The sequence below is a fragment of the Paenibacillus sp. H1-7 genome, assembly GCF_022354825.1.
Taxonomy (GTDB): Bacteria; Bacillota; Bacilli; order Paenibacillales; family NBRC-103111; genus Paenibacillus_S.
On record NZ_CP031168.1, the window covers coordinates 4317414 to 4330495 of the forward strand.

Genomic DNA, 13082 nt, shown 5'->3' on the forward strand with positions numbered 1-13082 from the left:
TTACCTGATAAACAGTGTGATCCTTCTATCAATAAACTCTTTAGGGATACATCACATTTCTGAACTTATCAAGCAATCTATCAGCAATATCGATTATTTCATTTTCAACAATAGAATCATACAATCCGGTCGATGAAAGCATGGCTGGGTATACATCAATAAATAGTTCAGCCAGACTCTTAGGTATACTATCTTGATCTAAATATTTCAATGAAATCCTATCTAATAAAGTAAATATTTGTGTAACCAAATCATTCTTAATACCGTCACCCATTCTAAGTGGTACTAAGAAACCCTCGACTAAAAGTTCTACCAATAAATCAATATCAGGATTTGTTGCTTGCTCCATCCCATTACCTCCAATATGACAAATCAAATTCTAACTTTTGTTCACCTATCGTACCTGTTAGCTTAATTCATTTTTTAGATTTTGAGTCCTCGGTATCGATTGCTTTCTTAGCATCTGATTCTCCATACTTATAAGCAATGTAGATCAATGTCCAGAAGCAAATTAGTCCCATCGAATCAACCATAACCGCAGCAGGAAGATTGTGATTCATTACTTCCTTCAAGCCTAACTTCATACAAATCATGATAAGAATATAAAGAACAAAATACTTTCCGTTAAACATGAACTTCATCAATATACTTCCACCTGTCTTTCATAACTGCTCCTCACAATTGAACCCGTTTGTTTAAAAAACATCTTAAGAATGCTGCTAATCTTTTTGTTTCAGCTCAATAGTCATAATTGCCTTAATAAGGTGAATTGAATATAGTTATAAATTAAAGCAGTTAAACTTATTAACCCCGCACTGAAACTTATTATGGAGAATACTTTACTACGCGCATTAAGTACCGGAAAAATAACAATGAGAAGAACAGAAAAAAGGAAACACAATATGAAAATAAGTCTTATTAATATTAGCTCTATTGCATTCAATTAAAATTGCCTCCTCTATCACAACTGACAATCACAAATTCCGTCAGCCAGCGTCTTGCATAACATTCCCAGTTAGTTGAAGTTCTTGGATACAATTACTATTCAAGTCCTTCAAAATTGCATCGCCAATCAGACACCCATGCGGGAAAATACCCTAATCGATGAGCTACTCTCTGTGAAGCAATGTTACTGGCGATTACATCATAACTCGGTATTTCTCCACGTTCCAATATTTCAAAAGTTAATCTGTTTACAAGATAACTAGCCAATCCCAAATTACGATATTTGGGTAATACCTCTATGCCAATTTGCCAAAGTTTTTCACAGGTTTTGCTTGCTCCTGCCACACCAACAATTTCCCTATCTTGCTTTGCAAGCACAGCCAGATCCGTCTGCCAGGGAAGATTCGTATCATATATAATAGCTTCATTGAATCTTGTAGCATCAAATAAACTGACCACTTCTTCTCGCTTAATCAGCTCAAATGAAAAAAAATTCGGCGGTGACGTTGGCTTTATTCTTTTTATATCAGGCAGAAAATGCAAGTAAAGGCCTCTGATAAATGGTAGGGAGAATACGGTATCACTGTTTTTGCCCTGCATCTGTGTTTTGGCAATTAACAACCGTTCGGGTGTAGCCGATACTACAATTGATTTTCCCATAGACAGGATTTCGAAATAACGTGCCTTCCTAGGAATTGGTCTGCATCCAGGATTTTTTCTAGCTTCAACAAAAATAATACTGTCCTTTTCACCGTTTAGGTCATCGATTGAGCAATTCAGGTCAATAGCAAGTTGTGATTGCACAATGAATAGCATTTCTTTTTGCGTCATTATCATCGTTATCCTTCCTTTCTCTTCATAACTCCATAATACCATGATATGGATGGACCCCGTTGTCCTGCCCTAGAAAGAAAGAGCAGCTGCCGCGGCGGCAAACTGCTCCTGAATGGCATTGAAATAACGTACCCGATAGTTTAATCATCTATCACACGAATTCAATTAATTTCCTATCTATTTCGGCGATATCACCAATCTGTGATGTACCATCCCAAAGAATGATTGAAGAAGCCTCATCGTTTTCAACAAAATCATCAAGTTGGTACAGTTCACCCATAAACAGAGCCCCATACTCTGTCCGTTCAGGTCCATGAAAACTTGGCTGAAGTCTAAACTTCATTAAACCTTTGAACTCAACCGTGTCAATATTTTGATTGGTTTCTTCAAATAATTCTCTAATTACACATTGTTGAGCATTCTCTCCCGGTTCAATAATACCTCCTGGTAGTTCCCAGTTCTTTCTCCACTTATTATGCAAGAAAAGGTACTTTCCTTGGCACTTCACCACTATTAGAGCATGTGTTAGTGGAGCATCCAGTTCAATTGTAATGAGCTTATCATACTCGATGTTAATAAACTCCAAAAAAATATTACCTCTTGAGTCTGTCATGATTGCCATTTTTAATCCTCCGTTTCTTTTGTAACAAAAATAAAAAACGCGCTAGACCCTAAAGTCCTGCGCGTTGCATATCGCAGGATGGGAAGCGCGAATTGCGTCCATCCCTAATTTTTTGAGGAATGGATTAACGCTTTTCATGATGGTGAGATTGTTTTAATGTCAAAATTAACATCGTATATTCTCCTTAATCATCTATTTATGGTAATAATACCCGCCACATTGCTTTAAAGTCAAGAATAAAATTCTCCCCATTCGCATTAACGTAATCTGCCCGTTACTTTAACGAAACAGGAAGCAGCACCGTCTGCTCCCTGCTCAGATTGAACTATCGTACCCGTTTAGCGCAATAGAGCAACACTTCCCTTCTCTGTTTCAAGCTCACCAATATTACTTCTGAACATTTTTATCTTTAGCCAAACTTTATTTCTGCTTTTCAAATATTAATTCAATATAAGGAACTAGCGGACCAGGTCTAAAAATTTGTAGAAGCCTTCCAATATTGCCGTAATATATTCTTACAAAATCATACTCAAACATCATTCCCTCTCACCTTTCATAAAAAAACGAGTCTAATATAACATTAGGCTCGTTTAGAAAAAAATAAAGACCATCCCTGAAGTCGTTATCCGTTAAATACTCTTCAGTCGCTGTTCTGGCCAAAGTTTTTAAATGACTCAAATTCAACGAAAAGGAAGCCGCTGCTGTGACGGTCTACTTCATGTTCATTGCAGTATCATACCTATCGTACCCTTTAGCTTAAGACTGATAGATCTCAAAAAAAAATTTCTTAACTTGTTTGTCATTGAGAATATAGTGATTTAACAGGTCTTAGTCTTCTTCAAAGTATTCCCAGTCAAGTATACGATCAATATACTGTCCGGGATTTTCAATTAAAGAACTCCAAGTCATATCATGTAAAATTGCAAATTTACGATGCTCTACATCGAAAGTAGCAAAGTAGAGTTCCTCTGGAAGCCAAACTAAAAACCCTGTATTATCGTAATTCTCTACTTCTGATACGAGATCGACTACTAATTTATTTTCCCAAGTGAAAATACGTACTTCCTCAAGCGATGAAAATCTTATAAATTCTGTATTGGCATCCTCTAATTCAATCTTTTTTCCTTCTTGCAAAAAATTAATTACTTCTTCGGGTACTTGGTATTTTAATAAGCGTTGGATAATTTTCTCCGGATTATGCCACTCCACTGGCTCTCTTTCTTTTATTAGAGACAGCAGCTCGGTGCAGTTATTGATCCTAGCATGATGATATGGGCGATAGCCCCAGCAGTCGGTAATTGTCACTTCCGCGTGTTTTTCTAACAACAATTTGGCGACATCAACCTTATTAAATTGCACAGCAACTTCCAAAGGTGTTGAGCCGCTAGTATGTACTTGATCGATCTGATTGTAATTTATATCAGCACCATGGTTTATCAACAATTCAACAATATTTTTATCACCTGACATCGCGGAGCTGCGAAGGGCTTTTCCTCCGAATTCATCCACACGTATTCCAAGTTTTATGAGATGTTCCAGGACATCATATTTATTTTTAGGGCTTGTTGCAGCTTCAATCGTAGTGTATCCCCTGTTACTAACTATGTTAACGTCTGCCCCTCTATTTACTAGCAAACTGATTAAATCAACATTCCCATCCCGCGCTGCCATATGAATAGGCGGATTCTCGGGTTCATTTAGATCTGCCCCATGCTCAATAAGGAATTTGGCCACTTGATATTTCCTGTTTGAGATAGATGTGTACAAAGGAAATTCTATACCATACTTTGTTTTTATATGCTTATTAATATTCCATCCAGTAGTGATTAACTTCTGCAATTCTTCTATATTCTCTTCTTGAATTAATAAATAAATGAGGGTATCTTCCAATTAATCCAACTCCTTCATCTTAGAGAACTGATTAACCCTCCAAGAATATTACATTATTCCAAAAAATACAATATAAATTCTACTCAACTAATCTGTCCGCCACTCTAATGAATAGCAGCCAAGCGAGTTGGTTGGCTTCGTCGAATTAGAATAATGGGGCTGCTGATATTTACAACAGATCATTTAACTCATTGATATTGCTTATGATTCCATATGGCTTTATGTCCTTATTAGGTATGGGAAGACCTTTTTTATTTATCCATACAGACCTAATACCTAATTTCGATGGACCTTCAACATCGTTCTTCCACGAATCCCCAACAAAAAGAGTTTGATCCGGTGAAACTTGGAAATGTTCAATCGCACAGTAATAAATCTCTGGGGCGGGTTTTTCAAACCCGACCTTTTCAGAAATAAATACTGATTCGGCAGGAATTATAGACTTTATTCCAAGCGCATCAATCTTATCATATTGCCAACTTGTTGTTCCATTGGTCACAATTCCAAGAAAGTGCTGTTGTCTCAACTTAAATAAGAGGTCCATTAATTGAGAACTAGTATTCATATGTGTCCGACTAATACCTCTATATAAATTCTCAAAATCTACTGCAGTATCTTCATCTACAAATTTCCCAAAGTGAGCTAATGTATGGATAAAACGATTTATCCGGTACTGATCGATCGTAATCTCTTGCTTATGATACAAATCTTCAAAAAATTTGTCTTGTTCACGATAGACATCAAACATTTTGTTGCAGTCAAATTCTTTTGTAGTAGCATGCTTACAGAACGTCTCTTTAGCACTGGTTTCCCAGTAATCATCAAAATGAATTAAAGTATCATCTAAATCAAACAAAATCAACTTAAAAAAAGACATCCTTATCACCCCATGTAACCCTTTCGACTTCCGTGATATTCAATATAAATCCCAGGCAGCAAAATCTTCAGAGAAACCAATAATGACTTCAAGTTCTGGAGGTATATACTCCTTATCGATAAAGTATGCAGTTAACCTTGCATGCCCCTCCAATGCAACAATCCTTGAGTTTTCATTACAGGAAACAAAAATCATTTTCGGAAAGGTCTTGCCCTGCTTTATTACAGAATTTATTGCTCTGAAGCCGTCATTTTTCACTCCATATATCTCAACATTATTTAATACATTTTTAGCAGCATCCATGGGAAGTCTGGTATTATTTGAGAGTCCATTCCAATAGCTATAATCAATATACATAACAGATTGGAGATCTTCTTGGCTAAATACCGCTATTCTCCAATTCACCTCAGAAGGGAAGTTCTCAAATAACGCCTTATTTTTTCCATATCCTCTGACCTCACCTAACAACCACTTTCTGTATTTATTTTCATCCTCAGCATTCAAGTTTGGATTAGTAATAATACTAACTTCAACATCACCCAGTGCTTTTTTAATTGTAGAGCCGTATCTTTGTGAATCGATTTCAGCTTTCAAAAACTCAGCTATCATCACATCTTCAGTAATTTGGTGTTTTAGCTTCATAATCGCAATCACACCTTTCATGGACTATATCGCAATCACACCTTTCATGGACTATACTATTACGATGGTTCTAACCTTACTTTAACAGTTTAACTATTACTTTAACTACTATAACTAATCTTTCCATTAAGGATAAGTACCCGTTAGTTCAAACTATACTCCAAATAAAGTTCTTATCAGAGTCTTTCTTATTCCATTCTAAACGTGCATTGAGCAGCACGACACTATTTTCATTTAACATGATTTTTAAAAATTCTTTATAGTAACAAGGAACCAACTTATTATCTGTTAATGTTTCAATTTCAACCCACCTTGGAACATGCTTCTCGGGCTCTTTAGTTATAAGTTCGCCCTGAACTTCATCGGTAACAAAGAAAAATGTTACAGCATGATCGTTGTTACCGTGGTTGATATACGAAACGACTCCTTTAAGAACAGGGCAATTTATTTTTAATCCCGTCTCCTCATCCATTTCACGAATGCACGCTTCCTCCAGTGTTTCATGTAGCTCCGGCCCACCTCCCGGTGGGGCTAACTGTTTATAGTTGAAGTAGCTAGGGATCAGCTTTTCCATGAGAACTATATGCCCATCTCTTACTGCAACACATGCAACTCTGGTTCTTATCGACATTGAAATCCCCCCAGTCAAGAATATAAAAATACCCCCCTATTGAAAGGGGGGGTATCAGTTCATGCATAAATAAACTAATGTTCCCTCTCATCTCTCAAGGAAATCACCTTGCAGGAATTTGCACCGTGCTTGATCAAGTCGGTTGCCGCGGTTTCATAGGGCACAGTCCCTCCACCGAACTCTGGATAAGAGTGTGAATATTTATCTTGTTTTCCAATTTATTCATACTAATCTAACATAGACAAGAAAATGCTGTCAACCGCATCTTCGTTGATAATTAAACTAACGTACCCGTTAGCGGAGCAGATAACCGACTTAATCACTGACTGTCTGCTGGATGTTGTGAATAAAGTCAAAGGAACTGATTTTAAGCAATCCCACCGAAATTACCATCAGCTTGCAGATATATTTCTTTAAATGCTTTAGGCTCCAGTTTGTTGATATAGATCGCTTCATAAATTTGATTAGCGCATTCTGAAGATGTATTTATGTATGTATCAACCTCTATATCATATTTATCATGTTGATGAATCGTCTCAAGTTGACGACTTGCTTTCCCTATTGTTCGATTTCCCCTGTGCGTCTCCCTTCGTTCTAACTCCTCTAATGGACAAAAAACTTTAACAAAAAATAATGGATGATCTTGTAATAGGACACAACATTTTTCCAACCAAAACTTGTTATTAAGCACATCATCGACAATAACATTCATTCCCAATTCAGAAACAACTTTAATCGTATTATACATCAGTTCAAGTATTGGTTTATGAAGCAGCTTTTTTCCCTGTGCTAAGTCATTTTTCATAACTTCAGGATCCAACGCTAATAAACTAACAAACATTTTTCCAACTTCATGGTTGTAATTATCAAGAGATAGGTACAGATATTTCTCCGGTAGAACAGTTATTAACTCACTTGCAAGAGTTGTCTTTCCAGCACTAGAAGTACCGTTAAGGTAGATGATTTTCCCTTTCATATTACAGATCACCATCCTCATTAAGATTTACATAATTATACATGTATTTACATTATTGAGCATAACTGCCCTGTAGCGTCAAGCGGCTGCCAATCCATGCCTGAAGCCGTGTTTTAATTGTTTATTGAGCTATCGTGCCCGTTAGCTCAATGCATGAATCTAAATTATTATCGGTTTATTATTATGATCAACATAAGTAATCCCCCCTGTACCTGTAGGAAAAACAAAGCATTTTTGATTTGGCTCTTTTTTAAAGGTTCCTTCTTTAGTTTTATAAGTATGGATTTGGTTTAGAATATCTTCATCAATTATATATTCCACTAAGTACTTGTCATTAAATCCTCCAATAAAACGTTTTGGTGAAACATTACCCTCGATGTTCTCCCAATGTTTCGAGAATCTCCCGTTGCCCGATTGATCCAAATAGAGTCCAACTTCTCTATCGTTCCTAAAAGCAATAGCTGTGTATTGTTTGTACTTTACTATTTCTGCAACGTTAATGTTATTCTCACTGATAAAGCTCTTAATGAATTCATCGTTAGGTCTTACCGATACTGTATCTGGCTGGCATCCAATAAGAATATAAGCTACAGCAAAAATTGCTAGATACATTTTTAAAGGATACACTATTACACCCCTGACTTTCATATATATTACCCCATACTCTTTAGACGATAATTATTGTATAGTTGTTACCGTCACTTCACCATTAAAAAAAAGCTACCCTGGTGGTAGCTCTAAGCTATCGTACCCGTTAGCGTGAATCGTTAATATGAGATATTGTCTGGATATTTTATTATCTCCTTGAAGACTTCTTCTAAACAATCCCAATTTTCTCCGATCCAGATCAACTCTTCTATAAAACGACTCATAGGTCGATTCTTACTATACTTTGCATGTACCCACTTACATTCTTTGTACCACGTTAACTTGAGAGATCGCGCGATACGATCTGCCGTTAAAATGGTGCTCTCCGAATATCCATCGACGTAAGCTCTAACATTTTCCAATGGAAAACCATTCGATGTTAGTGCACAAGACAGTAATGATCTCGATATATCAAAATCAGTGTAAACGTAGCTAATCCGATCAAAATCAATAATATCAGCTATCTGGTCATCTCGAAACATTAAATTATCTATATGCATATCCCAATGCGCCCAGCCACGACTGCACGTCCTTAGTTCACCAAGATCTATATGCTGTAAAATATCCATCTGACGTATAATAGCGTCAACATACCTGTCATGCTCAGCAAACATCGTTTCCTGCAGGTTTTTTTCGAGTCTAGTATTCATAATTTCTTTTGATTTTAATTCCCAGTTGGGCAGCTCATTGTGCGGCAAGTTTTTTTTCAACCAATTATGCATTCGTCCCGTTGCTTTCCCGAGAGAGAATAACTGTGAAGGATTTGCTTGTCCAGCATCGATATGTTTTCCCTCGCTTGCACCCGTGATGGTGTATTCCTCACCTGTTAATGTCACGTAAGTATACTCTCCTTTGTAGGACAGTACTGGTTGGCATGGAATATCCGCGAAATGCATCTGATCTTGGTATTTTAATGCTTGGCGTGTCCCTTCCATTGTTCGTGTATTACGTATTTTATCGTGTACTTTTACAAAGAGACCCCCTCTGTCGGAATTCATTATCCAACAAACATTCCCATAATTCCAATCTAATGGCGATACTGAATTTACTTTTATATCGAATTTTATTTTCATGTCTTGGATTATCTCGTCTTGTAGTAAATCCCGATAAACTTCTTTTTCCATTTTGTCTTTCTTCCCACCCTTTCTTCCATACAGTAGTGGAGTTCAGCATAATAAAAAGAACGCTTGTTTGCTTCATTGTAACTTTAATCTCCATAAAATGGAATCGTTTTTGCGCAAACTGCCCGTTAGCATAACGACGGCAGCCGAACATTCCAGCCGGCTGACGAAGCTAACGTACCCGTTAGTTTAATGAATTGAAGGGCGAGATGACGATTAGATATTTGCCTAACCGGCAATAGGAACAAGTTCTTGTCCAATACGGTAATCGGTACAAGTTCTTGTCCTTGTATATTGTTACACATTATATGATGTGTTTTTTCGATCACCAAAATAATAAGTTCAGCAGCAATGATCGTCCTTGGCGTTGCTGCTGTTTTTACTCAATTACAATTATCCTTATCCGTTAGTGTTAATTGCGCCAAATCCCCAAAGGAATGACAGTGCTGCCTTTTGAACCCAGTTGTTTTTTACAAATTCCAGCATATCTGCTTCTGGAGCGTTAGGTCCAGCATATGCGCCGTGCATTTCCTCACAAATCAACCCATGTTCTTCCATAGTATACTGGCAGGCTAGCCTTTTAACGAACCTGCTGTCATCTGCATAAATGATTTGTTGGCGAACAAGTAGACGATCAGGATCGGTAGGATGGACAAGCAGGCCCCCGCCATCATCAAATGCGTTTGCGAAGCGGCAGCTAACCCATATTTCAAATTGGCGAGACCGACGGTCAGCGTCTGCAATTTGGGCTTACTCATAGTAAACACAAACGGCAGCAGGTATTCGTTCCATGCTCCGCGAAACGTGAACAGCGCGCTGACACCCAGTCCCGGCGTCAGCAGCGGAACAACAATCTTCCAGAATGTTCCTCCCCTCGAACAACCATCGATGCGCGCCGCTTCGTCCAATTCTTTGGGAATGCCGTTCATAAAGCTAAGAAGAATGAAAAAGGTTGATGCATGTGCACTGATCAGAATAAGGATGACACCCCACAGCGTATTATGCAGTTGCAGTTTGATCATTAATTCGAACTGGGGTCTTAAGACGACAGCGCCGATTGCGACGAACATCGTAAAGGCTTGAATTCCGAAATACAGCTTCTTCCCCCGAAACTCCATCCGGTGTACAACATATGCGGCCATCGAAGATACTAACAACGTACCGATCGTAACGGTAATCGCAACAAATAAACTGTTTTTGGTGTAGGTCGAAAAATTAGCTTGCTTCCAGGCTTCCACGTAATTGCCGAATTGCCAGCTGGAGGGCAGTAAAGTCGCGCCCGTGGTTAGTTCGATGTTCGTCTTGAAAGAGCCGAAGATTGTGATGACAACCGGAAACAACGTGACTAACGTAACCAGAAGCAGAAAAACCCATAAGACGATGTTCCATACGATTCTCATGATGCTATCCTCCTCAATCGTTGCGGTTCAGCCGTTTTGAACCAAAGAAATATAGTAACGTGATCAGCCCCACAATAATCGCGGTGACGAAGGCAACGGCGCTGCCATACCCGATTTCCTGTACCTGCGAAGCCGCTCCGGTGCCTGCAGTAGGAAAAAAAAGCTTGTATACATAGAGAAACATAACCGTTGTCTTACCGATCGGGCCTCCATCGGTCATAACCATAATGCTTTCATACCCTTTGAGTGCGTTGATAATTGCAAGCATGATAATCATTTGCAGCACCGGACCCAGCATCGGTATCGTAATATACCAGAACTGTTGCAGCTTATTCGCTCCGTCGAGAGAGGAACTCTCATAGACGTCCTCCGGGATGTTCTGAAGACCCGCAAGAAAAAGCAGCATGTAGTTGCCGACAGCCCCCCAGACAGCTACAATGATCACGGTCAGCATGGAATGATCCACGCCGAGCCAATCGATAGCTTGATGAATAACCTTGTATTTCATCAGAAATTGATTCAGAATGCCGTTATACGAATTGAATATTGTAAAAAAGACAACGGCCATGACGGCCGTGCTTATGATCGTCGGCATAAAAAATATCGCCCGCATCAGGTTCCTGCCCCGAATCCCCCGGTTAAGTATTACGGCTAAAAGTAGTGCCAGCGGAATCGAAATGGCCAGCTTCCCACCGGCATAAACAAATGTATTTACGACGGAATCCCAGAAATCATGGTCCTTCATTACCCGGACAAAATTATCCAATCCAATAAACCGTTCCTGACCGTACCCTTTATAATCGTAAAACATATACCTCATGGCCCATAAGATCGGGTAGATCCCTAGAACAGCGGTTAGAATAAAGCTGGGAAGCAAGTAACTGTAGGCAAAAGCGGCATGTTTGGCTTTATTCAATCCATCTCAACTCCTTATTTGTATACATAAGGATGGGGCGTCGGTCATCCCCATCCTCATATAAATGTTATTTGACAAATTTCCCAGCTAAGTCTGAAGGTTTGAAATCCGGCATAGGCTGCACCTTGACGTCGCCTTTGGCGATAGCCGTATCCAGCGCAGCATTATAGCGCGTATTCAAATCAGTTATGATGGAGTCCAAGTCGCCTCCGCTTAGAATGTACTTGAAGAAGGCATCATCGGATTTTGTTCCTTGTACTGGCACGACAGGATAGACTGGCCAGACACCATCATATTTGTTAGGCAGGAACCCTTCGATGCCCTTCACTTGAGGCTTGGCCGCTATCGCGCTTATCGATGGCACCATCGCAATGCCGAATCCTTTTTCCTGGTACTGTTGCAGCAAAGAATCGTTGTACATGTACTTCATAAATTTCCAGGCTGCTTCTTTATTAGCCGTTTTTGAGCTGAGTGCAAGCCATTGGCCGCCCAGGAAACCCGAGGCTCCGTTGAAGCTTCCATTGATTGATGGAACCGGTGCCGCCGCCCAATCGATTTTGGCCGGGAACTGCGATTGATATACACCCGCTTCGGCTGAGAATGAGAGATACATCCCGATTTTACCTTGGGCGAACTGCGCACGCAGCGGATCGATATCAAGTGATTCCACACCGGGCAGCATGCTGCCATCGTCTTTAATTTGTTTGAACGCCTGGATGATCGGCTTCATGCCGCTAAAGTCGTAGCGGGCAGTCTTGAAGTCATATCCGAACCCTCCGTAGCCGCTGACCTCAGCTATGACACGGGAGGAACGGCCGAGCGCGCTGCCTGGATTCTTGAAATTTTGTGCGAATCCGTAAGCTCCAATGGCTTTGCCAGCTTCGGTAAGTTTCTTTGCATCCTCGACCAGCTCCGCCAATGTTGTCGGGGGGGTTGTAATACCCGCTTTAGCGAAAAGCTCCTTGTTGTAGATGAGGCGCATCGTCGTGCCGTAATTCGGAAGGCTGTATCTTTTTCCGTCAAAGCTGTTCAGATCTTTCATCTCCGGGAATTTGGCTTTCAAGTCGTCGGTCATGAATTCGTCGATTGGTGCTAGGAAGCCTTTTTTATAAAACGTTTGAATCGTATTTTCTTTGACCCGTATAATATCAGGCGGTTCCGCGGTTTGGAACGATAGATCGAGCGCCTGGTCGAAATCGTCGCCCTTGACCACCAGCTCGACTTCAATGTTGTCCTGATTTGTCGTATTAAACTTATCAACCATTTCTTTAATAAAATCAGAGTCGTGACGGTCACCCGTCCAGTAAGTAATCTTCGTTTTCGCTATGGGTTTATTCCCTTGTCCTTCTCTTGGCCCGTTATCGCTGCTGCAGGCCACCAAGCTGCCCGCCATAGCCAATCCAAGCAACGCCGGAACTATACGTGTTTTCATATCTCATTGCCTCCCCTTTTCAATTCGTGATCTCTATGTCCTTATTTTAAACCTGAAAGCATTATTACATAATGCGGTAATCCCCACATTAAGGGCAGGTTTTTTTAGCAGCTATATAAAAACACCCCCGGTTCCTAGGAAACGAGGG

At 39.7% G+C, this 13082-nt stretch carries 14 protein-coding genes and 1 riboswitch; all 14 genes read right to left on the reverse strand.

What is annotated here, in order from left to right; translation table 11 throughout:
* Positions 1-40: 40 nt before the first annotated feature.
* The 14 genes from DVH26_RS19120 to DVH26_RS19185 all read right to left on the reverse strand — a co-directional run bounded on the left by DVH26_RS19120 (position 41) and on the right by DVH26_RS19185 (position 12934).
* Entirely contained in the window at positions 41-349 is a 309-nt protein-coding gene (locus DVH26_RS19120) for a hypothetical protein (RefSeq protein WP_239624174.1), read from the reverse strand.
* 67 nt (positions 350-416) lie between these two features.
* Positions 417-644: a hypothetical protein gene (locus DVH26_RS19125; protein ID WP_239624176.1), complete on the reverse strand. Its 228-nt coding sequence runs from the start codon at positions 642-644 to the stop codon at positions 417-419.
* 397 nt (positions 645-1041) lie between these two features.
* Positions 1042-1782 carry a GNAT family N-acetyltransferase gene (locus DVH26_RS19130; protein ID WP_239624179.1) on the reverse strand — a complete coding sequence of 247 codons (741 nt, stop codon included), beginning with the start codon at positions 1780-1782 and terminating at the stop codon, positions 1042-1044.
* A gap of 148 nt (positions 1783-1930) precedes the next feature.
* Positions 1931-2401: an NUDIX domain-containing protein gene (locus DVH26_RS19135; protein WP_239624182.1), complete on the reverse strand. Its 471-nt coding sequence runs from the start codon at positions 2399-2401 to the stop codon at positions 1931-1933.
* Positions 2402-3229: 828 nt separating this feature from the next.
* Complete coding sequence (locus DVH26_RS19140) at positions 3230-4291, reverse strand: ankyrin repeat domain-containing protein (RefSeq protein WP_239624185.1); 1062 nt, start codon at positions 4289-4291, stop codon at positions 3230-3232.
* Positions 4292-4460: 169 nt separating this feature from the next.
* Positions 4461-5168 (reverse strand): HAD family hydrolase, encoded by a 708-nt coding sequence (locus DVH26_RS19145; protein ID WP_239624188.1) that lies wholly within the window; start codon positions 5166-5168, stop codon positions 4461-4463.
* 39 nt (positions 5169-5207) lie between these two features.
* Positions 5208-5810 carry a hypothetical protein gene (locus DVH26_RS19150; RefSeq protein ID WP_239624190.1) on the reverse strand — a complete coding sequence of 201 codons (603 nt, stop codon included), beginning with the start codon at positions 5808-5810 and terminating at the stop codon, positions 5208-5210.
* Between the two features lie 148 nt (positions 5811-5958).
* Complete coding sequence (locus tag DVH26_RS19155) at positions 5959-6441, reverse strand: NUDIX hydrolase (protein WP_239624193.1); 483 nt, start codon at positions 6439-6441, stop codon at positions 5959-5961.
* A gap of 84 nt (positions 6442-6525) precedes the next feature.
* Positions 6526-6633: riboswitch (SAM riboswitch) on the reverse strand.
* A gap of 175 nt (positions 6634-6808) precedes the next feature.
* The gene (locus tag DVH26_RS19160; RefSeq protein WP_239624196.1) at positions 6809-7417 is read right to left on the reverse strand and encodes a chloramphenicol phosphotransferase CPT family protein; all 609 of its coding nucleotides are present in this window, start codon (positions 7415-7417) and stop codon (positions 6809-6811) included.
* A 159-nt stretch (positions 7418-7576) separates the two neighbouring features.
* Entirely contained in the window at positions 7577-8044 is a 468-nt protein-coding gene (locus DVH26_RS19165; RefSeq protein WP_239624199.1) for a hypothetical protein, read from the reverse strand.
* A gap of 140 nt (positions 8045-8184) precedes the next feature.
* Positions 8185-9189 (reverse strand): phosphotransferase, encoded by a 1005-nt coding sequence (locus tag DVH26_RS19170; RefSeq protein WP_239624201.1) that lies wholly within the window; start codon positions 9187-9189, stop codon positions 8185-8187.
* 569 nt (positions 9190-9758) lie between these two features.
* A complete protein-coding gene (locus tag DVH26_RS19175; protein ID WP_239624203.1) occupies positions 9759-10586 on the reverse strand; it encodes a carbohydrate ABC transporter permease in 828 nt (275 codons plus the stop codon).
* 13 nt (positions 10587-10599) lie between these two features.
* A complete protein-coding gene (locus DVH26_RS19180; RefSeq protein ID WP_239624205.1) occupies positions 10600-11502 on the reverse strand; it encodes a carbohydrate ABC transporter permease in 903 nt (300 codons plus the stop codon).
* Positions 11503-11569: 67 nt separating this feature from the next.
* Positions 11570-12934: an ABC transporter substrate-binding protein gene (locus DVH26_RS19185; protein ID WP_239624207.1), complete on the reverse strand. Its 1365-nt coding sequence runs from the start codon at positions 12932-12934 to the stop codon at positions 11570-11572.
* Positions 12935-13082 lie beyond the last annotated feature (148 nt).

What these genes read in the sequence shown, in the direction of transcription:
- DVH26_RS19185 (WP_239624207.1), bottom strand. Translation starts at nt 12,934, where the DNA reads ATGAAAACACGTATAGTTCCGGCGTTGCTTGGATTGGCTATGGCGGGC.
- DVH26_RS19120 (WP_239624174.1), bottom strand. Translation starts at nt 349, where the DNA reads ATGGAGCAAGCAACAAATCCTGATATTGATTTATTGGTAGAACTTTTA.
- DVH26_RS19135 (WP_239624182.1), bottom strand. Translation starts at nt 2,401, where the DNA reads ATGGCAATCATGACAGACTCAAGAGGTAATATTTTTTTGGAGTTTATT.
- DVH26_RS19175 (WP_239624203.1), bottom strand. Translation starts at nt 10,586, where the DNA reads ATGAGAATCGTATGGAACATCGTCTTATGGGTTTTTCTGCTTCTGGTT.
- DVH26_RS19155 (WP_239624193.1), bottom strand. Translation starts at nt 6,441, where the DNA reads ATGTCGATAAGAACCAGAGTTGCATGTGTTGCAGTAAGAGATGGGCAT.
- DVH26_RS19160 (WP_239624196.1), bottom strand. Translation starts at nt 7,417, where the DNA reads ATGAAAGGGAAAATCATCTACCTTAACGGTACTTCTAGTGCTGGAAAG.
- DVH26_RS19130 (WP_239624179.1), bottom strand. Translation starts at nt 1,782, where the DNA reads ATGATAATGACGCAAAAAGAAATGCTATTCATTGTGCAATCACAACTT.
- DVH26_RS19150 (WP_239624190.1), bottom strand. Translation starts at nt 5,810, where the DNA reads ATGAAGCTAAAACACCAAATTACTGAAGATGTGATGATAGCTGAGTTT.
- DVH26_RS19170 (WP_239624201.1), bottom strand. Translation starts at nt 9,189, where the DNA reads ATGGAAAAAGAAGTTTATCGGGATTTACTACAAGACGAGATAATCCAA.
- DVH26_RS19145 (WP_239624188.1), bottom strand. Translation starts at nt 5,168, where the DNA reads ATGTCTTTTTTTAAGTTGATTTTGTTTGATTTAGATGATACTTTAATT.